Raw genomic sequence first — 22,510 nt, 5'->3', positions numbered from 1 at the left:
GAAGGGGCGGCCGTGATGAGCGGACGGACACGCCGGGCCGTGGCCGGGACGACCGCGGTCGTCCTGCTGCTGGAGGCCATCGGCGTCGTCTTCGTCAACGGCGTGCTGGCCACGGTCGTCGACAACCAGCGGATGTCCCTGGCCGGCCTGGACCCGTCGGCCATGTCCGCCGGCACCTGGGTGACGGGCGGCGGCTTCGGCGGCTGCCTGTTGCTGTGCGCGGGGGTCCTTGCCCGTACGGGGATACGGGACCGGGCCCCCGGCCGCTTCGGCAGGACCGTGCTGGTCGGCTGCGCGGTGGCGCACGGGGTGCTGGGTGCGGTCGCGGTGGGGCTGGTGGGCTGGACGGCGTTCGGGGTGCTGATGGTGGTCCTGGGGCTGTTGGTGCTGACGTTGCTGGCGTACGAGCCGACGCCGACGCCGATGCCGTCCCCGATGCCGACGCCGTCCCCGGGCAGGTCTGCCGAGGGTCCTCACGGTCCCGACGACACCCCGGACGCGGTCAGACCCACAGGTCCGTGATCGTGACCCCGTGCTCCCCGAGCAGCCGACGCAGCAGCGGCAGCGACAGGCCGATCACATTGCCGTGATTGCCCTCGATCGCGTCCACGAACGGCGCCGAGCGGCCGTCCAGCGTGAACGCGCCCGCGACGTGGAGGGGTTCGCCCGAGGCGACGTACGCGGCGATCTCGGCGTCGGACGGGTGACCGAACCGTACGGTGGTCGACGCCGTCTCCGCCGCGTCGGCGCCCGTCACCGTGTCGATCACGCAGTGCCCGGTCCGCAGCACGCCCGCGCGGCCGCGCATCGACTTCCAGCGCGCCGTGGCCTCCTCCGCGTCGGCGGGCTTGCCGAGCGCGTCGCCGTCCAGTTCGAGGACGGAGTCGCAGCCGACGACCAGCGCGCCCGCCGCCTCGGGGCGGGCCGCGACGGCGGTGGCCTTGGCCCGGGCCAGGACGAGCGCCAGCTCGGTGGGCGTCGGCGCGGACAGCGCGTCCTCGTCGACCCCGCTGACGATCACCTCGGGGGCGAGCCCGGCCTGTCGGAGCAGCCCGAGGCGGGCGGGGGACGCGGAGGCGAGCACGAGCCGGCGGCGCGGCGCGGTCTGCTGATCGGTCATGGGGCCATCGTAGGAGCTTCGTGCTCGGCGCCGGTCGGCGGAGTGGTTCCGTACGGACGCCGATGCCGGGGGCCGCCCGCACCGCGCCCGCCGGGCGCGGCCCCGTACCCGCCTTTGGCGGGGGCCGAGGAGCCCCCGTACCGCCCGTCCTGCTGGAGAAGCCGCCGCCTCTCAGCGCAGGCCCAGAACCACCATCGCCAGCACCACCGCCAGCGCCAGCAGCGGCCCGGCGCGGCGCATCATGCCCTGCGCCTCGCGCATGTCCTCGGGGGGCCTGTTCTCGGGTTCGGACCACAGCATGTCCTCGATACTCCGGCCGATGGGGCCCTGACGCCTGAGTACCCGTACTCAGGGTGCGGCCGGGCGCCCCACCCGCTCAGGGAGCGCCCTGCCGGCCCCTGCGGCCCCGGCCCCCGCCCGCACCGGCGCCCGCCGCCACTCCCGTACCCATGCCCGCGCCCGCACCCGCGCTCATACCCGCGCCCGTACCCGCGCCGACCGGTGTGCGGCGGCGCGGGTGGGGGATGCCGGGGAAGCCGCCCGTGCGCCGGGGGAGCACCGACTGGAGGCGGATGACCGCCTTGAGGCCACCGCCCGGCGCCGGGAGCAGAAGCGCCTCGCCGCCGCCGGCCAGGGTCAGGCGCTGGACGAGGGCCAGGCCCAGGCCCGTACCGCCCTTCGGCGAGTCCGGCGCGCGCCAGAACCGGTCGAAGGCGCGGCGGCGCTGTTCCGCCGTCATCCCCGGGCCCTGGTCGGCGACATGCAGCTCCGCGCCGGTCGTGCGCAGCCGCCGGCCGACCGTCACCGCGCTGCCCCTCGGGGCCACGCGCAGGGCGTTCGAGAGCAGGTTGTCCAGGATCTGTTCGACGGCGCCCGGCACGGCGAGGGCGGTGCCGATCGGGTTGCCCACGGCCACGAGCCGTACCCCGTACCGCTCGAACAGCCCGGACCAGGCAGCCACCCGCTCCTCCACCGCCAGGTCCAGGTCCACGGGCTCCGGCGTCAGCGCCTTCTCCTCCATGCGCGCCAGCGCCAGCAGGCCCTCCACCATCCGGGCCAGCCGCTCGGTCTCGGTCATCGCCGCGGTGAGGTTTCCGCGCAGATGGGGCGGGACGTCGGCCTCCAGGTTGTCCAGCCGCAGGCGTAGCGCGGCGAGCGGGGTCTTGAGCTGGTGGGACGCCTCGCCCGCGAACGCGCTCTGGGAGGCGAGCAGTTGTTCCAGCAGCGCGGCCGTACGGTTGAACGTGGCGGCCAGGACGCGCACTTCGGGCGGGCCCGTCGTGACCGACGCCGGGGTGGCGAGGCTGCCGCTCGCCAGTGTTTGCGTGGCCCGCTCCAGTTCACGGATGGGCCGGCCGATCCAGCGGGCGAGAGCGAAGGCCACCGTGGCCACGGCGACCAGCACCCCGAGTCCGCCCAGCGCCAGGCCCAGCCACACGCGGTGCACGTCGGAGGCGATCGCCTCGGTGGGAACGGCCAGGCGTACGGCACCCTGCAGCGTCCGGCCGTGCTTGACCGGGACGGCCACCGAGAGCCAGCTGACGCCCCCGACGCTGGTGGTGTGGACATCGGCGCCGCTGCCGCCGCGCAGCGCCTCGGCGATCTCGGGGCGGTTCGCCAGAGCAGCCTGTTCGTCGGCGGCGAGCGGGTGCGAAGTGGCGATCAGGCCACCGGCGGCGTTCACGACGAGGACCTGGCCGCCGATCCGGTTCGCGCAGGTGACGACCCGTGCGGCGAGTTCGCCCGAGCCGTCGTACGCGAGGGAGAGGGAGGCGTAGTCGGCGACCGACTCGGCCTCCTGGTGGGCCGCGTTGGTGGCGCGCTCGCGCTCGGCCCGGCTGTAGACGTAGCCGAGCGGCAGCTCCAGGCAGAGGAGGACGAGGGCGGAGAGGGTCAGGTAGCTGAGCAGCAGTCGGCGCGTCATCCTGCCCGCTTCTCCCGGTAGTCGGAGCCCGTGTACGTGCCGGAGCCCGTGTACGTGCCGGAGCCCGCGTACGAGCCGGAGGCCGAGGGGGAGCCTGACGGGGATTCCGCGCCCGGGGCGGGGACACGGACGGCCAGGCGCAGCCCGACCCCGCGCAGGGTCTGGATCCAGGCCGGGTTGCCCAGCTTGCGCCGCAGGGTGGCCACGTGCACGTCCAGGGTCTTGGTCGGGCCGTGGAAGTTCGGGTCCCAGACCCGGTCGAGGATCTGCTGCCGGGAGTAGACCGCTCCGGGGTCCTCGGTCAGCAGGGCCAGCAGGTCGAACTCCTTGGGGGTGAGGCTGACCGGCGTCTCGCCGACCCAGACCTGGCGGGTCCGCCGGTCCACGACCAGGGCGCCGGCGGGGGACGACGCGTCCTGGCCGGCCGATGACGCGGTGCCGGTGCCGGTGCCGGTGCCGGTGCCAGTGCGGGTGCTGGTGCCGGTTCCGGGACCGCTCTCGGCGCCGGGGGTCTGCTTCCGGCGCCTCCGCTGCCCGGACTCCCGCGCGGCTTCGGACCCTGGCTGTGGTTCCCGTGTTTCCCGTGGTTCCCGCGTTGCCCGCGCTTCCGGTGCTTCCGTCACGGGGGCCGGCCCGAAACCCGGTCCGGCCCCCGGTCCGGGCGGCCCGTAGCCCGGCCCGAAGTCGTGCCCGTAGCCCGGGCCGTACCCCTGGCCGACGCCCTGGCCGGGGTCGCCCCAGCCCGGAGCGGCCGGCGGCCGCTCCGGGCCGGCGGTCGCGTACGGCGAGGACGCGACGGGCGGGAAGGGGGCCGAGTACGGGAAGGTCCCCGTGACCTCGACACCGATGGCGGCCTGCGTGCCCCCGAAGGCCCCGGAGCCCATGGACGGGGTGCCCTGGGGAGGCGTTCCGCCGCCCGGAGTGCCGACCGGAGTGCCGACCGGAGTGCCGTGCGGAGGAGTGCCTACGGCGTGCTCCCGGCCCTGGCCCTGGAGCGGCGGTGTCTGCCCTTGGAACGCCGCCTGCCCCGTGTTCGCCCAGGCCGCCGTGCGCCGGGTCACGGCCCGGATGCGGGCGATCAACTCCCGTACGCTGAACGGCTTCGCGAGGTAGTCGTCCGCGCCCAGTTCCAGACCCAGCACCCGGTCCGCCTCCGTGCCCCGTGCCGTGAGCATGATGATCGGCACGTCGGAGACCTGGCGGATGCCCCGGCAGACGTCGATGCCGTCCATGTCCGGCAGCCCCAGGTCGAGCAGGACGATGTCCCCGTACGGGCCGCTCAGCCCGGCGGCGCCGGTGGACACGTGGTGCACCGTCAGCCCGTAGCGGCCCAGCCCCTCGACCAGCGGCTCGGCGATCGTCTCGTCGTCCTCGATGAGCAAGGTCCTCAGTGTCATTAAGTTCCGTCTCTCCGTGAATTCGGACGACGCATGTTCCTGGATATGGCGCGCCGGGCGAACACCGTACAAGAATCGAATTCGATCCACACGTCTTTTGCTCGACTGGGAGGCAGGTCACAGTTCCTGGTCAAATTATGGCGTCGCGTTAGTGTCCTTCTAACCTTCGTCTTGCATGACACTCTCTACGGTGTTGAGGCAGGTCCAAGCCCCAACAGGTCGCTGGGAGGCATCACATGCAGGCTCTGCTCGAACGCGCCCGCTCGTTCCGTCGCCGGGTGGATTTCGAAAGCGATACATACCGGAAACTGGCCGACGGGCAATTCCCGGAAGCCCTTTTCGTGGCATGCTCGGATTCCCGTGTCATTCCTGCTCTGATCACGGGTGCGCGGCCCGGCGAGGTATTCGAGATCCGCAATGCGGGCAACATCGTGCCCCCGCACCGGCCGGACCAGGCGTGCGGTGAGGGCGCCACCGTTGAGTACGCGGTGGAGGTGCTGAACGTTCAGGACATCGTCGTCTGCGGTCACTCGCACTGCGGCGCCATGGGCGCGCTGGCCAGCCACCAGGACCTCTCCGCCCTGCCCGGGGTCGGCGCCTGGCTGGACGTGGCGCGGCCCCGGCTGGCCTCCGTACTGGAACGCGAGCCGACCGGACCGGCCGCGACCTCGTCCGAGGGGTGGAAGGAGCTGGTCACCGAACTGACGCAGCTCAACGTGCGGGCGCAGCTCGCGGCACTGCGGGAGTACCCGGCGGTACGGCGGCGGCTGGACGAGGGCAGGCTCCGGCTGCACGGCTGGTACTACGAGGTGCACACGGGCCGGGTCTGGGAGCTGGACCCGAGCGGCGAGCACTTCCTGGTGCACGCGTCATGAGCACCGAACGGGACTGGGGCCCGGCCGGCTACCCCGGACAGGGGCCCGGAGGCCGGGGCGGCTCCGGCGGCACCAACGGTGGTGGCGGCGGCGGTGATCGCGGCCCGGGCCGGGCGTACGGCGACGGCCGGGGCGGTGAACGGGCGTACAACGGCGGCGACGCGTACGGGGAGTCGTACGGGGAGTCGTACGGCGGCCCGTACGCGGACGAGGCGTACGGGGGCGGTTCACCGTACGCGGGCGGTCCGTCCTACGGCGCGGACGGGGGGTACGGCGAGTCCTACGGCCGGCCCTACGGCGCGGCGGAACCGCACGGACCGGCCCCCTCCTACGGGCCGGACCCCTCGCACGGACCGGGGGGCCCCTCCCACGGAGGCGGCTCCCGGCCCGGCTACGTCAGCCAGGGCTACGTCGGCGAGGGCCACCCCGGCACGGCGGGCGGTGGCCGCCACCGCGCGGGCCCGGCGGGCCGGGGGCCCGCGGCGCCCCCCGTGCCGGGGGCCGGCTCGCTGCCGCCCGACCCCTTCGAACCGTACGACTCCTCCTTCGAGGCATCCGTCGCCGCCTTCGACGGGTTCGACGCGTTCGGCTCGCACGGTGCCTCCTCCTTCGCGGAGGGCCGGGAGGCCGGGCCCTCCCACGGGAAGCCCCCGTCCGAGCCGCCGCGCCAGGACCGGGCGCCGCGCCAGGCGGCCGACGGGGCGCGGCGGGGCGGGCGGACCGGTGCGGAGCCCGGCGGCGGAGCCGCGGGCGGCGGGCCGGGCGGGAAGTTCCCGGGCGGTACGTTCGTCGAGGGGCTGCTGGGCAACACCCAGGGCGTCAACATCACCAACGAGATCGTCGCGTCCTTCGTCGTCTTCCTCGTGGCGCTCCCCCTGTGCATCGGCGTGGCCGTGGCCTCCGGCGCCCCCGCCGAACTCGGCATCATCTCCGGGGTCATCGGCGGGCTGGTGGTCGGCGCGGCGCGTGGCAGCACCCTCCAGGTCAGCGGCCCGGCCGCCGGTCTCGCGGCGCTGGTGGCGGAGGCGATCGCGCAGCACGGGCTGGCCATGCTCGGTGTGATCGTGCTGGCGGCCGGTGTGCTCCAGATCGGGCTCGGCCTGATCCGGCTCGGCCGGATGTTCCAGGCGACGTCGATCGCCGTGGTGCAGGGCATGCTGGCCGGTATCGGACTGCCCCTGATGTTCAGCCAGGCGTATCCGATGATGGACGCGAAGGCCATCGGCGTGGCCTACGAGAACATGCTCGGCGTCCCCGGGCTGATCGCGGACACGCTGTCCGATCCGCAGAAGACCATCGCGGCGGCCCTCGGCATCGGTACGGTGGTCCTGAGCTTCATGTGGAAGAAGGTGCCGGCGCCGCTCAACAAGATGCCGGCCGCGCTGGTCGCGGTGGCCGGCGGCATGATCGTCGCCGCCCTGCCCGGGGTCCAGATCAACACGCTCCAGGTCGGCAACCTGCTGGCGTCCGTGCAACTCCCCGGCCCCACGCAGTTCGCGGCCCTCGCCAACGGCGCCGTCCTGACCACCGTGGTCACCTTCACGATCATCGCCTCGGCCGAGAGCCTGTTCACCGCCGCAGCCGTGGACCGGATGCACAGCGGCGAGCGGACCCGCTACAACACCGAGCTGATCGCCCAGGGCGCGGGCAACACCGTGGCCGGCCTCCTCGGCGCGCTGCCGATCACGGCCGTGGTCGCCCGTAGCTCGGCCAACGTCGCGGCGGGTGCCAAGACGAAGATCTCCCGCACGCTGCACGGTCTGTGGCTGCTCGCCTTCGCGCTGCTCCTGCCGAACGTGCTCGCGCTGATCCCCATCTGCGTGCTGGCGGGGGTGCTGGTGCACAGCGGCTGGAAGCTGTTCGCGCCCGCGGAGTTCCCGAAGATGTGGAAGCAGGACCGGGGCGAGTTCGCGGTCATGACCGTGACCACGGTCGTGATCGTCGCGACCGCGCTGCTGGAGGGCGTCCTGGTGGGCCTGGCGGCGGGCATCGTCCTGGCCGCGCTGCGGATGTCGCAGACGTCGGTGCGCACCACCGTCGAGGGCGACACCGCGAAGCTGGTCATGACCGGGAACGTGACCTTCCTGCGGCTGCCGAAGCTGATCGACGCCCTGGAGGAGGTCGCGTCGGCGGGGATGCCCAGGATCCGGCTGGACCTGACCGGGGTGACGCACTGGGACCACGCCTGCCGCAGCCAGGTGGACGAGTTCGTGGCGCAGCAGCGCGGCACGGGCGAGGTACGGGTGGAACTGCTCCGCCCGAACCTGCCGAACGCCCCCACCCCTCCGGCGGCCCCGCCCGGCCCGGCGGGCGGCCCGGCGCACGAGCCCGGCCCGACGGCGGAGTGGTTCTACCTCGACCCGACGCCGATGGAGGACGTCATGGAGTCGATGGGCGCGGGCGCGGGCGCGGGCGCCGGAGCCGGCGCGGGAGGCGGATACGACGGCGGCCAGGTACGCATGCGCTGAGCCGCCCCGTGCGGCCGGCGGCCCCCGTACCCCGTGAACCCGTAGGCCTTGGTACGCCCGGTACGCCCCCACGGAACAGAAGGCGCCGTCGCCCCCATGGACGGCGCCTTCTTCACGCCCGCTCCTGTCAGCGCCTCGCGCCCCCCGTCCGCTAACCGGGCCAGTACGTGCGGGCCCAGGCCCGTGGCCCCGGGCGGGGCAGGGGGCGGCGGGCGATTCTGTCCGGTGCCGACCAGGCGGCGGCGGGGCGCCCGCCCGCCGGGCCCGGCGACGGCGCCTCGGCAGCCGCGGTGGCGCGGGCCCGGACCACCGCCAGCGCGGCGGCCAGTTCCTCGCGGGTCGGGTTGCCGCGTACGACCTTGATCATCAGCAGCTCCTGAGCTCGGCGCGGGTTCACAGCGGGATGTTGCCGTGCTTCTTCGGGGGCAGGCTCTCGCGCTTGGTCCGCAGCTGGCGCAGCCCCTTCACGATGTGCGCCCGGGTGTCCGACGGCATGATCACCGCGTCCACGTATCCGCGTTCCGCCGCCACGTACGGATTGAGCAGGGCGTCCTCGTACTCCTCGATCAGCCGGGCGCGGGTCTCCTCCCGCGCGGCCTCGTCACCGGCGGCGGCGATCGTCCGGCGGTGCAGGATGTTCACCGCGCCCTGCGCGCCCATGACCGCGATCTGCGCGGTGGGCCACGCCACGTTGAGATCGGCGCCCAGGTGCTTGGAGCCCATGACGTCGTAAGCGCCGCCGAACGCCTTGCGGGTGATGACCGTGATCAGCGGGACGGTGGCCTCCGCGTACGCGTAGATCAGCTTGGCGCCGCGCCGGATGATCCCGCCGTACTCCTGGTCGACGCCGGGCAGGAAGCCCGGCACGTCCACGAACGTCAGGACGGGGACGTTGAACGCGTCGCAGGTACGGACGAACCGCGCCGCCTTCTCCGAGGCGTTGATGTCGAGGCAGCCCGCGAACTGCAGCGGCTGGTTGGCGACGATCCCCACCGGGTAACCCTCGACGCGGCCGAAGCCGGTGATGATGTTCGGCGCGAACAGCGCCTGGGTCTCGAGGAACTCGCCGTCGTCCAGGACGTGTTCGACGGCGGTGTGCATGTCGTAGGGCTGGTTCGCGGAATCCGGGATCAGCGTGTCCAGCTCGCGGTCCTCGTCCGTCACCGCCGGCTCGGCCTCCTCGGGGAAGGCGGGCGGCTCGGAGAGGTTGTTGGAAGGGAGGTAGGAGAGCAGGGACTTGACGTACTCGATGGCGTCCTTCTCGTCGCCCGCCATGTGGTGGGCCACGCCGGAGGTCGTGTTGTGCGTACGGGCTCCGCCCAGCTCCTCGAAGCCGACGTCCTCACCCGTCACCGTCTTGATGACGTCGGGCCCCGTGATGAACATGTGCGAGGTCCGGTCCACCATCACCGTGAAGTCGGTGATGGCGGGGGAGTAGACGGCGCCTCCCGCGCACGGGCCCACGATCAGGCTGATCTGCGGGACGACCCCGGACGCGTGCACGTTGCGACGGAAGATCTCCGCGAAGAGACCCAGCGCGGCCACGCCCTCCTGGATGCGGGCGCCGCCGCCGTCGTTGATGCCGATGATCGGGCAACCGGTCTTCAGCGCGAAGTCCATGACCTTGACGATCTTCTCGCCGTAGACCTCGCCGAGCGAGCCGCCGAAGATCGTGAAGTCCTGCGAGTACACGCAGACCGGGCGGCCGTCGACCGTGCCGTAACCGGTGATGACGCCGTCCCCGTACGGGCGGTTCTTCTCGATGCCGAAGCTGGTGGAGCGGTGCCGGGCGAACTCGTCCAGTTCGACGAACGACCCCTCGTCCAGCAGCAGCCCGATCCGCTCGCGGGCCGTCAGCTTGCCCTTGGCGTGCTGTTTCTCCACGGCGCGCGCGGATCCGGCGTGGGTGGCTTCCTCGATGCGGCGCTGTAGGTCCGCGATCTTGCCCGCGGTGGTGTGGCTGCTGGTGCTGGCTTCCTGCTGGGACATCGGGGTGCGGCTCCCTGCGGGTGTCGAGGTCGGTTCCTGCTGGGCCGTTCTGCTGATCCGTCGCTGATGAACGGTGCTGGTCGCTGCTGCTGACGGTGGAGCTGACGGTGGAGCTGATGGCGATCTGGTGGTTGCTACTGATCCGTAGCGTATAGCCGCGGATGCGGGATCGGCGGTGCGGTGTTTGCCACATCTAGGGTGGCTCGTATGACGGAGCCGAACACCCCGGGGGAGACCCCGCCGAGTACCCCCGCCGGCCGCTGGTCGGACCTGGAGCGCCCCCCGCTGAACGCGCGCTCGCTGCGCCGCGGGCTGATCAGGCCGGGCGGGCTGTGGACCTCGTTCGACGTGGTCGACGCGACGGGCTCCACCAACTCGGACCTCGCCGAGCGCATCACGCGGGCCGCCGCGCGCGGGGAGCCGGCCCTGGCCGAGGGCGCGGTGCTGGTCGCCGAGGAACAGACGGCGGGCCGGGGCCGACTGGACCGCCGCTGGTCGGCGCCCGCGCGCTCGGGCCTGTTCTTCTCCGTCCTGCTCCGGCCGGGCCCGGCCGTGCCCGTCGAGCGGTACGGTTGGCTGCCCCTGCTCGCCGGGGTCGCCGCCGCGACCGGGCTGGCGCGGGGCGCGGGCGTGGACATGTCCCTGAAGTGGCCGAACGACCTCCTGGTGACCGTGGCGGGCGAGGAACGCAAGGCGGGCGGCATCCTCGCCGAACGCGCGGGCGAGGACGCCGTGATCATGGGCATCGGCCTGAACGTCTCCCTGCACGCCTCGGAACTGCCCGTCGCCACGGCCGGTTCGCTGGCCCTGGCCAACGCGGTGTCCCTGGACCGCGACACCCTGCTGCGGTCCGTCCTGCGGTCGCTGGAGAGCTGGTACGAGCGCTGGCGCGAGGCCGCCGGCGACCCGGCCGCGTCGCGCCTCCAGGAGGCGTACGTGGCGGGCTGCGCGACGCTGGGCCGTACCGTACGGGCCCAACTGCCGGGGGACCGCGAACTGGTGGGGGAGGCGGCGGCGGTCGACGGCGACGGCCGCCTGGTGGTACGGACGGCGGACGGCACCCGGCATCCGGTGGGGGCGGGGGACGTGGTGCACGTACGGGGGGTCTAAGGCGGGCCGTTCGGCGGCGGGGGTCCGGTCGCGCGGCGGGCGTGACAGGCGGACAGGCGTGAGCGGTGACGGCGTGAAGCCCGGCCGGGCCGTCACGCGTCCCGGAAGCGGCGGCGGTCCGCGCCCCGGCGCGGCGGCGTCTCCGCCAGGCGCAGCACCTCGTCGTCGCGGCCCGCCACCACCAGCGCGCCCCGCGTCCGAGCCGCCTTCGCCCGGTACTGCGCCGCGTCCGCCAGGCGGAACAGACGGCGGGCCGAGCGGACCTCGCCGATCGGGTCGCCCGTCGACGCCATTCCGCACGCGACGCCCTCGCCCGTCTCCAGTTCGTCCGCCCGCGCGCACAGCTCCGTGACCGCGGCGATCACCTCGTCCGGTCCCGGCCCCACGGCCACGAGGCAGAACTCGTCCCCGCCCAGCCGCCCCGCCAGCGCCCCCGGCAGGCGGGCGCCGCATACGGACAGCAGCGTGGCGAACCGTTCCAGCAGCCGGTCGCCCACCGCGTGGCCCTGGGTGTCGTTGACCCTCTTGAGGCCGTTGAGGTCGCAGACGACCAGGCTGACCACGACGTGTTCCGTGCGGTGCCGGCCGATCGCCTCGTCCAGCAGCCGGTCCACCGCACGCCGGTTCGCCAGCCCGGTCAGCGGGTCGGTGAAGGCGAGCCGGCGGACCTCTTCGAGCCGTTCCGTCTGGGCGATGCCCGCCGCGACCGCCGACGCGACGACGGTGGCGAAGTCCGCGTCGTCCGCGTCGAAGACGGCGGCGCCCCGCGGCCGGGCCACGTACAGCTCGCCCCACGCCCGGCCGTGGCAGACGACCGGCGCGACGACGCAGCTGCCCCGTCCGCGCCGCCACAGCGCGGCGGCGCGCTCACCGCGCCCGTGGGGGGCGGCGGTGGGCTCCGCGGCGGCGGCGAGCGGCGTGGTCCGGCCGGTGGCAAGGCCGGTGGCACGGCCAGGGGTGGGCCCGCCGTTCCCGCCTCCGGTACGGCCGGCCGCCGGGTCCGGCGGCGGCAGGCCCCCGCCCGTTTCCGCCTGCTCTTCCGCCTGCTCGGGAAGCGGCAGGCTGTCGCCCGGCTCCACCTGCTCGGGCCCGGCCGGGCCCGGTCCCGTGCCCTCCGCTCCCGGCACGGTCCGCTCCGGTCCCGGCTCCGCCGTCTCCACCCACGCGCCCGGCGCCGCGTCCGTGATCTCCGGGAACCGGTGGACCGGGTAGGTCTCGTCGTCCGGGAACTCCTCCTCGCCCTCCGCCAGGGCCCCCACGTTGACCAGCACCCTGAGCCGGCCCAGGTCCCGCTCCCACAGCGACAGCGCCGCGAAGCTCCCGCCGAGCGCCTCGCACGCGCCGCGCGCCGCCGCCCGCCAGACGTCCTGGGGTGTGACGGCCGACGCCATCGCCTGCGACAGGGCCACCACGGCGCGCAGTCGCCGATCCACTGCCATCACCCCAGCCTAGGGCGTGTTTGAGAGGTCCCGCCCGCTCGGCGAGGCGTGGCACGCGTCCCCCGGCTGCCGCTGAGAGGGGTCCCCTGCCGCGTTGTCGGAGTCGCCCGAGTGCGTCCGGTCCGTCGGCGACGCCGATCCTCCGTCTCGCGATCGCACGCGCCGGACGCCGCCGAACCCGCCCTTCGGGCGCACGGCGCCACTCAGCGCACGCTGAGCTTCGAATCTGCCGCGACGAGAGCGACCGACTCTCTGACCGCCTCCAGCGCCGCTGCCCTTTCCTGGTCGGTCATGCGTGCCGGCCCATAGGTGACCACGGGGTCGAGGACCTGGTAGCCGACGAACTCGAGCATGCCGCGGTGGATGTGAAACAGGAAGTCGTCCATCGGTCCGAAGGCACCGCCGGGCAGGAACGACTCACTGGGGCCGCCGGTCGTGAGCAGCAGCATCGCTCGCTTCCCGGCGAGCGCCGCGTCGCCGAAGAGTCCGAAGTCCCCGCCGAAGACCCCGCCCATCACGAAGACCCGGTCCACCCACCCCTTGAGGATGGCCGGCAGCGAGAACCACCACATCGGGAACGACAGCACGAGCAGGTCAGCGGCGAGCAATCGGTCGAGATGGGCCTTGACGGCCGCGTCGAGCGTCCCGTCCTCGACCGCGCGCATCTGCTCGGCTTGCGGCTTGAACGGGCCGTCCGCCGGCGCGAATTCCTCACGGGAGAGTGCCGGGGCCCAGGCATCGGCATAGAGGTCGAGGACGTCGACGCGGTAGCCGGCGTCGCGCAGGGTCTGAGCCGCGGTGGCCATCTGGGCGGTGCTGAACGAGCGGGGCTCGGGGTGGGCGTGAACGAACAGGGCGGTCGGGGCAGCCTCAGAGGTCGACATGAGGAAATCATATCGACATATTGCGATGTGTCAATCAGATGGTGGTGCTGATCGCCCGTGCCACCTGCTCCAGCCGCTCTTCATCGCGCCGGAAGTGAGTCCACTTGCCCACCCGGGTGGGACGCACGAGTCCCGCCCGCTCCAGCGTGCTCATGTAGCTGGAGACGGTCGACTGTGCGAGCCCCGACTTCGCCTGAATGTGGGTGACACACACACCGACCGACTGGCGGTCCGCGATCGGCTCGTACTCGCGGAAGTGCGTGTCGGGATCCTTCAGCCACCGCATGATCTGCAAACGGGCAGGGTTGCCGAGAGCCTTGAACACCTCGATCAGATCCGCCCCCGACCCTGGTCCCGCCGTCACGGCCATGAGCCGCCTCCCTCGCCAGACACTCCGACACACCACGATATCTCGATGCCTGCTCGTTGCCTAAGCTGCGTCGATGCCCGAGGAAACAGACACCCGGCCATGGGGTGACGGCTTCGTACGACCGTCCGAGGCCGCCGATTGGGAGCATCTCCTGAGTGCCGTGACCGATCTGCCGTGGTCGCTGCGCTTTCCGTCGCCGTCCCCGCCATCACCGCCGTCCCCGTCCCCGCCGTCGGACCCGGACCGGGGCCGAGCGGTGGTCCGGCGTCGTTGGATCGATGACATCGCCCTGGTGGACTGGGAGTCCGGCCCGTTCAGTGGTGTACGCGGCGCCCGTCAGATCGCGGAGACGGGAGACGACTACCTGATCGTCTCCGTGATGGGCGCGGGAAGCGCGGTCTTCCGTCAGGACGGTCACGACTGGCTGCTGCGCCCGGGCGACGCCCTCTTCTGGGAGAGCCGCCGTCCGGCGCGGGTGACGGCGCGCGAGCCCGTCGTCGCGCGCAGTGTCATGGTGCGACGCCGTCTCCTCGAGGACGCGGGGTGCTGGATGGGCGGGGGTGAGCCGGCGCGCGGCCCGGTGCCCGAGACGCAACTGCTACGGAGCTATCTGGACTCCCTCGGCGCATCGCTTCCCCGGCTGTCGGGCGCGGCCGTGGTCGCGGCGCGCAACGCCCTGCTCGAGCTCGGCTGGGGTGCGCTTCAGTCGGCGTCCCCACCCGCCCGGCGGGTGGCGGTGGAACGCTACCTGGAGAGCCACCTTGGCCGCAGGGACCTGTCAGCCGAACAGGTGGCGGCGGCGAACAGCATCTCGGTGCGCACCCTCACGCGGCTGTTCCACGATGCCGGTGACACGTTCACGGGGGTGCTGCGCGCCAAGCGGATCGCCCGGGTGCGCGAGGAACTGCTGACCGGGGACGCGACGGTCGCGGCGCTGGCGCGGCGGTGGGGCTTCGTCGACAGCAGTCATCTGAACCGGCGGTTCCGTGCCGTGCACGGGATGTCCCCGCAGGAGTACCGCGACAAGGGCGCGCGCACGCGCGAGGCGTCACTGGCCGAACCCTCCGAGCGGGCCTGAGCGGGTCCGGCAGCCGGGACGGCCCGCTCGTACCGCCCCGCGGCGTGCGCGTACACGGTGGCGCTGGCCGGGCCCGCATACGTTGGCGGTGGCGGCCCGGAGCGGGACGCCGCGGTCGGCGCGTGCGGGCCGCAGGTGCCGGTCCGGGCGGCTTCGCCGCGCCCGGACCCGACAGTGAACGAGGAGACGCGGATGCCCGCCGCCGAGAGGAACCGAGCGTTCAGGCTGAGCAAGCGCCCCACGGGGCTCACCGAGGAGCCCGGCCTGGAGCTGGTGACGACGGAGGTACCCGAACTGGAGGACGGCCAGGCCCTGGTCCGGACGCTGATGCTCTCCGTGGACCCGTCGAGCCGGATCTTCATGAGCGACATCCGCAGCGACCTGCCTCCGGTGCGGGAGGGCGCGGTGATGCGCGGAGTGGGGATCGGCCGGGTGGTCGCCTCACGGCGCACCGATCTGCCGGTCGGCACGCACGTGCTGGGGTTCACCGGCTGGCAGGACTATCAGGTAGCCGATGACGCCGAGCTCGAGATGCCGTTCACCGTGCTGCCCGAGCCTCTGCCCGCATCGCTCGAGGACCTGCTGGGTGTACTGGGCCTGACCGGCATCACCGCCTGGCTCGCGGTCGAGATCGCCGACCCGCGGCCGGGCCGTACGGTCGTGGTCTCCGCGGCCGCCGGCGCGGTGGGGTCGATCGCCGGCCAGCTCGCGAAGGAACGCGGCGCGCGGGTGGTCGGGCTGGCCGGAGGGCCGGACAAGTGCCGTTACGCCGTCGAGGAACTGGGCTTCGACGCCTGCGTCGACCGACGCGACCCGCACTGGCGCGACCGGCTCGACGAGGCCACCCCCGACGGCATCGACGCGGACGTCGAGAACGCCGGCGGGGAGATACTGGACCATGTGCTCAGCAGGATCAACACCGGAGCGCGGCTCGCGATGTGCGGCATGATCGCCGACTACAGCGCCGACCCCGCCCAGCGCCACGGCATCCGGAACCTGGTGGAGCTGGTCGAGCAGCGTGCCACCGCGCGCGGTTTCCAGGTCGCCGACCATGTCGACCGCTTCGACGAGATCACCGGGGAACTGGCCGTCCGGCTCGGCGACGGCCGACTGCGGCACGAGCGGGTCGTCCTGGACGGGCTGGAGCACGCGCCGGAGGCGCTCGCCCGCATCTTCCGGGGCGACAGCCGCGGCAAGGTCCTCGTCCGGGTCGCATCCGACGATGCCCCAAGCGGCACCGACTGACGGCGGACCGACGCGGCCCGGGCGCCTGGCCCCCCGGTTCAGGCGCCGGGCCACTCCGGCGTGCGCTTCTCGTTGAACGCCGCCACGCCCTCCGCCCGATCCCCGGAGAACGCCACCGTCCGCCACGCGGCGTCCTCCACCTCCAGGCCCGCCCGCAGGTCGAGCCCGTGCCCGAGCCGCAGGGCGCGTTTGGCGGCGCGCAGGCCGACGGGGGAGTTCGCGGCGATACGGTCCGCCAGGGCGAGGGCCTCGTCCCGGTCCGCCCCCTCGTCCACCAGCCGGTCGACCAGCCCCAGCCCGGCCGCCTCCGCCGCCGCCACCCGCCGGGCCGTGAACACCAGCTCCGCGGCCCGCGCCGCGCCGACCCGCCGGGGCAGCAACTGCGTACCGCCGCCCCCGGGGATCACCCCGACCGACACCTCGGGCAGCCCGACGACCGCCGTCCCGTCCGCGACGATCAGGTCGCAGGCCAGCGCCAGCTCGAAGCCGCCGCCCAGGGCGAAGCCGTGCACGGCGGCGACGGTCGGCATGGGCAGCTCCAGGACGCCGGTGTACGCGGCGCGGGCGGTCGGCCGCTGCCGTACCAGTTCGGCGTCCGTCAGCGCGTTGCGCTCCTTGAGGTCCGCGCCGACGCAGAAGGCGCGCGCGTGCGTCGAGGTCAGGACCGTGACCCGTACGGTCCGGTCGGCGGCCAGCGCGTCGCACGCGGCGGTGAGACACCGGGCCATCTCGGTCGAGACGGCGTTCATGGCCCCGGGCCGGTCCAGGACCAGTTCCGCGACGTGCCCGCGCCCGTGCCGCCGCACGGCGACGAACTCGCCGAACCGCTGCTCGGCCCCGGGCCCCGGGCCGGCCCCGGCCTCGTGCCCGGTCCTGTGCCCGTCCTCGTGCCCCTGCTCGGTCCCAGTCACGTGCTCGGTCCCAGTCACGGCGTCTCCCGGTTGCGTTAACGACGGTTCACGTGTTGCACCGGGAGGAGAGCCTAGCGCCGGGAGGGCCGCCGGCCGGGTTCGTTCGGATCGTCAGATCGTTGATCGAAACGAAACCGCACAGTCGTGGTCAGTGGTCAAGCGTCTTCGGGATCCAGCTCGAACGTGAAATAGACGCTCAGACAGTAGGGCTCGTCCTCGTCGTGGAAGAAATCCCACGACACGTCTGCCACGCGGATTTTTTGTTCCCGCACCCACTCATGGGCTTTCTTGAAGACTTCCGCGGCGGTTGTGGCGAGGAACAGCTTCCTGGCGATGGGATGCACCCCGGTCTCAGCGTCCGAGTCGTCGAAACCCTCCGGAACATCCAGGCAGAAGTTGGGATCCAGCACCATGGAGTACGCCCTTCCCGTCGGTCTACCAGTACGAGTCGACAGAGGCCGATCCTCTGAGCACGACGCCTGGTAAGACCGCCGCACGCCCAGGAAGGGTTGCTTCCGCCGACTGTGCGGCGAGGTGACACAGCCGGTGCGACGCGCGGTGATCCGAACGACGCGGCCTGGTGCCGCGACGGGGCGAACCTCGCCGGGAGAGGTACTGGCTAGGACTCGCGTCGGCCCAGGAGCCATGGCTCGACCACGCCGAGCCCGCGCACCGGCCGCTGCCACATCGGGCGGAGCCCGAAGCGGTACTCCGGCGCGGTCTCGCCCTCCTTCTCGGCCTTCGCCGCCGCCTCCGCCGCCTCCGTCTCGGAGGCGGGCGCGTCGCCCGTGCGGATCAGTTCCTCCGCGAACGCGCCGTCGACCAGGACCGTGTCCTTCGGCGCTATCGAGGTGAGCCGGCTCGCCAGGTTCACCGTGGTGCCGAAGACATCGCCCATCCGGGTGGTGACCGTCCCGAAGGCGATGCCCACGCGCAGCGCCGGCATCGTCGCGTCGTGCTTGAGCGTCTCGATCAGCCGCAGCGCGATCTCGGCGGCCGTGCCCGCGTCGTCCACCGCGTACAGCACCTCGTCGCCCAGCGTCTTGACCAGTCGGCCGCCGTGCGCGGCGACCAGGTCGGCGGAGGTCGTCTCGAACGCCTCGACCAGCTCGCCGAGCTCCTCTTCCTCCAGCCTGCGGGTCAGTCGCGTGAACCCGACGAGATCCGCGAACCCGACCGCCAGCCGACGGTCCACCATCTCCTCGTCGTCGGCCGCCTGGACCACCCGGCCGGTCGCGGCGGCGAGCTGGCGCCGCCAGACGTAGACGAGGAACTCCTCCAGTTCCGGCAGCAGCAGCTCGACGAGGGGGTAGGTGACCTCGGTGCGGGTCATCCCCGGCTCGGGGGGCTCGGTGAGCCCTTCCAGGAACGAGTCGATCTGCCACTCCGCCAGCCGGGCGGTCGTCTGCCCCGTCGACCGGGCGACCTGGATGGCCATCGGCTCGCTGAGCAGCCCCGCCTCCACCAGACCCGCCAGCCGCCGCAGCGCCAGGACGTCGGCCTCGGTCAGCGCGCTGGCCTGCCCGATGTCCGCGAAGCCCATGGCCCGCCAGAACCGGGAGGCGAGATCCATCGAGACCCCGGCGGTCCGGGCGGCCTGGAAGGGGGTGTAGCGCCGTTCCGCGCCCAGGATCAGCTGTTCGAGCCGGATGGCGAGGGGATCGTCCGTCGGCGCGGCCGTGTGGTCGACGTCGTGGTGCGGGGTCGGATATCCGGCGGAGTCCGACGGCGGCGGGGTGTCCTCTCCGGAATTCGAATCGTCGACGGTCACCAGCCGCCTCCTGCCCGTTCCCTGCGCACTGCCCTGCCGATCTGTCGTGGACCGCCTCAACGATACGGCAGATGTGCCCTGGCTCACGTCTCGCGTCCCCACCTGCCAGCGTAGGCGGCGGCCGTGCTCCGGCGCCGGGATATGGAGATACGCGGCTTCGGGGAGGGCGGTGACGAGGCTTTACGAGGGCGGGGCCGGGGTCTCCGGGGAGCGGCGGGAGCCGGCCGCCACCGGCGGCCGGTGCCCGCCGACGGCCGGTGCCCGTCGGCGCTCGGTGTGCGCCGGTGGTCGGTGCCCGCCGGTGGTCAGTGCCCCGTACCCGCCGCCCACAGCGGTGGTTCGTTCTCCCGGCCGACCACCACGTCGCCGTTCGCCTGGAGGATCAGGTTCGCGCCGTCGTTGCCCGCCGTGTTCGAGGCCCAGACCGGGCTGTTCTCGGCGTTGTAGACGACCAGGTTGCCGTCCGGCTGGAAGAGGGCGCGGTTGCCCTCGCCCATGGCCATCGAGGCCCAGCGGACGGTGCCGTTCTCGTCGTGGACCACCAGGTTGCCGTCCACCTGCATGATCAGCTTCGCCCGGGCGGACTCCAGGAACGTGCCCGCGGTCAGTTCACGCGGCGCCTGGACGACCAGGACCTCCGGGGGTCCGGCCGGTTCCTGGGGAGCCCCTGCGCCGGGCGGTGCGGGGGCGTCGGACGGGTCGGTCCGCTCGTCCTCGTCGGCCGGGCCGTCCACCTTGGCCGGGACCTTCGCCGCGGACGAGGACGTGGCCCGGGGCTTCTTCGGCCGGTCGTCCGCGCGGTCGTCCGAGCGGTCCCGGGCGATGAGCAGAACGGCTGTCGTCGCCATGATCGCCATGACAACGGCCAGCGCTAACACAGGCCATATCCATCGTCTGCGCCGGACCGGCTCCGTATCCGCCGGCGCCTCACCCGGTACCGCACCGACCGGTACCGCACCGACCGGTACCGCACCCGCCGGTACCGCACCGCCGGGCACCGCCCCGGCCGGCATCCCGCCCGCCGTCCGGGCCGGGGGCGTCGCGACCATCGTCGCGGCCATGTCCGTCGGCTCGACCCGCGTCGGGATCTCCGCCACGTCGACCCGGGTCGGGGTTTCCGCGACCTCGACCCGCGTCGGGGTCTCCACGAAGGCGCGCACCGGCTCTTCCCGCGCCTCCGCCTCCCCCTCCAGCGCCGGGGGACACACCTCGGACCACCGGCCGGGCACGGCGCCCACCCGCTCCAGGCGCTCGCCGAGCTGGTCGGCCGTGGGCCGGGCGGCCGGGTCCTTGGCCAGGCAGTCCCGCAGGATGGGCAGGAGCTTCTCCGGTACGCCCGCGAGGTCGGGCTCCTCGTGCACGATCCGGTAGAGCAGCGCGGGCGCGGCCGAGCCGCCCGTGCCCGTGGGGGAGAAGGGGCCGCGCCCGGTGGCCGCGCAGGCCACCACGGCCGCCAGCGAGAACACGTCGGCGGGTGCCCCCACGTCCGTGCCGACGGCCTGCTCCGGCGCGAGATAGCCGGGCGAGCCGATCACGCCGCCCGTCCGTGTGTGCCGGGGATCGTCGGCGGCGCGCGCGACACCGAAGTCGATCAGCCGGGGCCGCTCGCGCGCCAGCAGCACGTTGCTGGGCTTGACGTCCCGGTGGACCATGTCCGCGCCGTGCACCGCCCGCAGCGCGCCGGTCAGTTCGGCGGCCAGCGACAGCAGGGCCGGCTCCGGCAGCGGTCCGTACCGCTCGAGCCACTCGCCCAGCGACGGCGCGGGCACGTACTCGGTCGCCAGCCACTGCGGGCGCGCGCCGGCCGGGCTGTAGTCCACGACCGTCGCGGTCCAGGGCGACCGCACCCGGTCGCTGTTGCGTATCTCCCGGACGAACCGCTCCTCGAACCCCGGCTCGTCACCGAGTTCGGCGCGGATCGTCTTCACCGCCAGCGGCCGGCCCGAGGCCGTGCGCGACAGGTACACCTGCCCCATCCCGCCACCGCCGAGCCGGGCGAGCAGCGGGTAACCGCCCACAACGGACGGGTCCGCGGGATCCAGGTCTTCCATGGGGTGTGCGTCCTCCCGGTCCTCGCGCGCCGATCCGGTCCGCCGCGCGTCGTAGCGTCGTAGCCCCAGCAGAGTACGGGCTGGCTCGGACACCCGTTGACGCGCTCCCCGGCGCCTCGCGCCCGGCTTCCGGGGGCCGCCACAGCCGTTCCGGGGCCCCGCGCAGCCGTAGTGACACCCCCGGATTCAATCCGTAGGCTCCTGAATATGGATATGCACACAGTCGTGGTGGGGACGTCCGGGGTCACCGCCGAGGACGTCGTCGCCGTGGCCCGGCGCCGGGCCCGCGTGGAACTCTCCGGGGAAGCCCTCGACGCGCTCGCCGCCGCGCGCGAGATCGTGGACGCGCTCGCCGCCGAACCCGAGCCGGTGTACGGGGTCTCCACCGGGTTCGGCGCCCTCGCCACCCGGCACATCGGGCAGGACCTGCGCGCACGCCTCCAGCGCAACATCGTCCGGTCGCACGCCGCCGGCATGGGCCCGCGCGTCGAGACCGAGGTCGTCCGCGCGCTGATGTTCCTGCGGCTGAAGACCCTGGCCTCGGGACGCACCGGCGTACGCCCCGAGGTGGCACGGGCCATGGCCGGACTGCTCAACGCGGGGATCACCCCGGTCGTCCACGAATTCGGCTCCCTCGGCTGCTCCGGCGACCTCGCGCCGCTCTCGCACTGCGCACTGGCCCTCATGGGCGAGGGCGACGCGGAAGGGCCGGACGGTACGGTGCGCCCCGTCGCCGAACTCCTCGCCGAGCACGGCATCGAGCCCGTCCGGCTCCGGGAGAAGGAAGGGCTCGCCCTGCTCAACGGCACCGACGGCATGCTCGGCATGCTGGTGCTGGCCATCGCCGACCTGGGCCGCCTGTACACCTCGGCCGACATCACCGCCGCCCTGACCCTGGAAGCGCTCCTCGGCACCGACCGGGTGCTGGCCCCCGAACTGCACGCCATCCGCCCGCACCCCGGCCAGGGTGCCAGCGCCGCCAACATGCTGCGGGTGCTCGCCGGATCCGAGCTGACCGGCCACTTCCAGCAGGAGGAGGCGCCCCGCGTCCAGGACGCCTACTCCGTGCGCTGCGCCCCGCAGGTCGCCGGAGCCGGCCGGGACACGCTCGCGTACGCCTCCGTGGTCGCCGGCCGCGAACTGGCGTCGGCCGTCGACAACCCGGTCGTCCTGCCCGACGGACGGGTCGAGTCCAACGGGAACTTCCACGGCGCGCCCGTCGGCTACGTCCTGGACTTCCTGGCCATCGCCGCCGCCGACCTCGGCTCCATCGCGGAGCGGCGTACCGACCGGCTCCTGGACCGCAACCGCTCGCACGGCCTGCCCGCCTTCCTCGCCGAGGACCCCGGGGTGGACTCCGGCCTGATGATCGCCCAGTACACCCAGGCCGCCCTGGTCAGTGAGATGAAGCGGCTCGCGGTGCCCGCCTCGGTCGACTCCATCCCGTCCTCCGCGATGCAGGAGGACCACGTCTCGATGGGCTGGTCCGCGGCGCGCAAGCTCCGTACCGCCGTCGACAACCTGACCCGGATCGTCGCCGTCGAGCTCTACGCGGCCACCCGCGCGATCGAACTGCGCCACGGCCTGACGCCCGCGCCCGCGTCCCGCGCCGCCATCGCCGCGCTGCGCGCCGCCGGCGTCCAGGGGCCGGGGCCGGACCGCTTCCTCGCCCCCGACCTGGCGGCGGCGGACGCGTTCGTACGGGAGGGAGCCCTCGTCGCGGCGGTGGAGCCGGTGACCGGGCCGCTGGCGTAAGGACGACGAGTGCGACGGGGCGGCGGGTGCGACGGGGCGGCGGACAGGTGGGCGGGCCGGACGGACCTGGCGTCGATCGTGTCGATGGACGTCACATCGGTGTCGACGGACGTCAAGGGGCAG

At 73.5% G+C, this 22,510-nt stretch carries 20 protein-coding genes; 7 read left to right on the top strand and 13 right to left on the bottom strand.

Annotated elements, in window-relative coordinates:
* The first annotated feature begins 15 nt into the window (after nucleotides 1–15).
* Entirely contained in the window at nucleotides 16–522 is a 507-nt protein-coding gene (locus tag IG02_RS0120955) for a hypothetical protein (protein WP_063756825.1), read from the top strand.
* Here the strand turns inward: IG02_RS0120955 and IG02_RS0120950 are convergent.
* The 4 genes from IG02_RS0120950 to IG02_RS43955 form a co-directional block, all read right to left on the bottom strand.
* On the bottom strand, nucleotides 503–1,120 hold the full coding sequence (locus IG02_RS0120950; protein ID WP_030750191.1) for a Maf family protein: 618 nt from the start codon (nucleotides 1,118–1,120) through the stop codon (nucleotides 503–505). The genes IG02_RS0120955 and IG02_RS0120950 overlap by 20 nt on opposite strands.
* A 171-nt stretch (nucleotides 1,121–1,291) precedes the next feature.
* Nucleotides 1,292–1,420 carry a morphogenic membrane protein MmpB gene (gene mmpB / locus IG02_RS43495; RefSeq protein WP_267958523.1) on the bottom strand — a complete coding sequence of 43 codons (129 nt, stop codon included), beginning with the start codon at nucleotides 1,418–1,420 and terminating at the stop codon, nucleotides 1,292–1,294.
* 76 nt (nucleotides 1,421–1,496) lie between these two features.
* Nucleotides 1,497–3,044, bottom strand: a complete 1,548-nt coding sequence (locus IG02_RS0120940; protein WP_063756824.1) for a sensor histidine kinase — start codon at nucleotides 3,042–3,044, stop codon at nucleotides 1,497–1,499.
* Nucleotides 3,041–4,426, bottom strand: coding sequence for a winged helix-turn-helix transcriptional regulator (locus IG02_RS43955; RefSeq protein ID WP_420707775.1), 1,386 nt, complete (start codon nucleotides 4,424–4,426; stop codon nucleotides 3,041–3,043). The genes IG02_RS0120940 and IG02_RS43955 overlap by 4 nt, the downstream gene beginning before the upstream one ends.
* 251 nt (nucleotides 4,427–4,677) lie before the next feature.
* Between IG02_RS43955 and IG02_RS0120930 the strand changes: the two genes are divergently transcribed.
* Together IG02_RS0120930 and IG02_RS0120925 are read left to right on the top strand one after the other, a co-directional pair.
* Entirely contained in the window at nucleotides 4,678–5,316 is a 639-nt protein-coding gene (locus IG02_RS0120930) for a carbonic anhydrase (protein ID WP_030750181.1), read from the top strand.
* Between the two features lie 797 nt (nucleotides 5,317–6,113).
* Nucleotides 6,114–7,784, top strand: coding sequence for a SulP family inorganic anion transporter (locus IG02_RS0120925; protein ID WP_107055661.1), 1,671 nt, complete (start codon nucleotides 6,114–6,116; stop codon nucleotides 7,782–7,784).
* Between the two features lie 151 nt (nucleotides 7,785–7,935).
* On the opposite strand, the gene IG02_RS0120920 is transcribed toward IG02_RS0120925, so the two are convergent.
* Nucleotides 7,936–8,151, bottom strand: a complete 216-nt coding sequence (locus tag IG02_RS0120920) for an acyl-CoA carboxylase epsilon subunit (protein WP_030750173.1) — start codon at nucleotides 8,149–8,151, stop codon at nucleotides 7,936–7,938.
* Nucleotides 8,152–8,177: 26 nt separating this feature from the next.
* Complete coding sequence (locus IG02_RS0120915) at nucleotides 8,178–9,773, bottom strand: acyl-CoA carboxylase subunit beta (protein WP_030750170.1); 1,596 nt, start codon at nucleotides 9,771–9,773, stop codon at nucleotides 8,178–8,180.
* A gap of 207 nt (nucleotides 9,774–9,980) precedes the next feature.
* Between IG02_RS0120915 and IG02_RS0120910 the strand changes: the two genes are divergently transcribed.
* On the top strand, nucleotides 9,981–10,883 hold the full coding sequence (locus tag IG02_RS0120910; RefSeq protein ID WP_030750168.1) for a biotin--[acetyl-CoA-carboxylase] ligase: 903 nt from the start codon (nucleotides 9,981–9,983) through the stop codon (nucleotides 10,881–10,883).
* A gap of 92 nt (nucleotides 10,884–10,975) precedes the next feature.
* Here the strand turns inward: IG02_RS0120910 and IG02_RS39605 are convergent, their stop codons facing one another.
* The 3 genes from IG02_RS39605 to IG02_RS0120895 all read right to left on the bottom strand — a co-directional run bounded on the left by IG02_RS39605 (nucleotide 10,976) and on the right by IG02_RS0120895 (nucleotide 13,576).
* Complete coding sequence (locus tag IG02_RS39605; protein ID WP_420707776.1) at nucleotides 10,976–12,274, bottom strand: diguanylate cyclase domain-containing protein; 1,299 nt, start codon at nucleotides 12,272–12,274, stop codon at nucleotides 10,976–10,978.
* A gap of 251 nt (nucleotides 12,275–12,525) precedes the next feature.
* The gene (locus IG02_RS0120900; RefSeq protein WP_030750163.1) at nucleotides 12,526–13,206 is read right to left on the bottom strand and encodes an NAD(P)H-dependent oxidoreductase; all 681 of its coding nucleotides are present in this window, start codon (nucleotides 13,204–13,206) and stop codon (nucleotides 12,526–12,528) included.
* 34 nt (nucleotides 13,207–13,240) lie between these two features.
* The gene (locus tag IG02_RS0120895; RefSeq protein WP_030750161.1) at nucleotides 13,241–13,576 is read right to left on the bottom strand and encodes an ArsR/SmtB family transcription factor; all 336 of its coding nucleotides are present in this window, start codon (nucleotides 13,574–13,576) and stop codon (nucleotides 13,241–13,243) included.
* Nucleotides 13,577–13,649: 73 nt separating this feature from the next.
* Here IG02_RS0120895 and IG02_RS0120890 point away from each other — a divergent pair, with 73 nt between their 5' ends.
* Both IG02_RS0120890 and IG02_RS0120885 read left to right on the top strand, forming a co-directional pair.
* Entirely contained in the window at nucleotides 13,650–14,654 is a 1,005-nt protein-coding gene (locus IG02_RS0120890) for an AraC family transcriptional regulator (RefSeq protein WP_078854653.1), read from the top strand.
* Between the two features lie 192 nt (nucleotides 14,655–14,846).
* The gene (locus IG02_RS0120885; RefSeq protein ID WP_030750154.1) at nucleotides 14,847–15,899 is read left to right on the top strand and encodes an NADP-dependent oxidoreductase; all 1,053 of its coding nucleotides are present in this window, start codon (nucleotides 14,847–14,849) and stop codon (nucleotides 15,897–15,899) included.
* A 38-nt stretch (nucleotides 15,900–15,937) separates the two neighbouring features.
* Here IG02_RS0120885 and IG02_RS0120880 read toward each other — a convergent pair whose 3' ends face one another.
* The 4 genes from IG02_RS0120880 to IG02_RS37900 all read right to left on the bottom strand — a co-directional run bounded on the left by IG02_RS0120880 (nucleotide 15,938) and on the right by IG02_RS37900 (nucleotide 20,725).
* Nucleotides 15,938–16,705, bottom strand: a complete 768-nt coding sequence (locus IG02_RS0120880) for an enoyl-CoA hydratase/isomerase family protein (protein WP_030750152.1) — start codon at nucleotides 16,703–16,705, stop codon at nucleotides 15,938–15,940.
* Nucleotides 16,706–16,965: 260 nt separating this feature from the next.
* Complete coding sequence (locus IG02_RS0120875; RefSeq protein ID WP_030750146.1) at nucleotides 16,966–17,223, bottom strand: hypothetical protein; 258 nt, start codon at nucleotides 17,221–17,223, stop codon at nucleotides 16,966–16,968.
* A 206-nt stretch (nucleotides 17,224–17,429) separates the two neighbouring features.
* Nucleotides 17,430–18,581, bottom strand: a complete 1,152-nt coding sequence (locus tag IG02_RS0120870; protein WP_030750143.1) for an adenylate/guanylate cyclase domain-containing protein — start codon at nucleotides 18,579–18,581, stop codon at nucleotides 17,430–17,432.
* A 305-nt stretch (nucleotides 18,582–18,886) separates the two neighbouring features.
* Complete coding sequence (locus IG02_RS37900) at nucleotides 18,887–20,725, bottom strand: protein kinase domain-containing protein (protein WP_158712351.1); 1,839 nt, start codon at nucleotides 20,723–20,725, stop codon at nucleotides 18,887–18,889.
* 120 nt (nucleotides 20,726–20,845) lie between these two features.
* Here IG02_RS37900 and hutH point away from each other — a divergent pair, with 120 nt between their 5' ends.
* Nucleotides 20,846–22,387 carry a histidine ammonia-lyase gene (gene hutH / locus IG02_RS0120855; protein ID WP_030750135.1) on the top strand — a complete coding sequence of 514 codons (1,542 nt, stop codon included), beginning with the start codon at nucleotides 20,846–20,848 and terminating at the stop codon, nucleotides 22,385–22,387.
* Nucleotides 22,388–22,510: the final 123 nt, after the last annotated feature.

The sequence above is a fragment of the Streptomyces sp. NRRL F-5135 genome (assembly GCF_000719775.1).
Lineage (GTDB): Bacteria > Actinomycetota > Actinomycetes > Streptomycetales > Streptomycetaceae > Streptomyces > Streptomyces hebeiensis.
The sequence above is the reverse complement of the archived record's forward strand: the minus strand, read 5'-3'. Positions and strand labels throughout refer to the sequence as shown.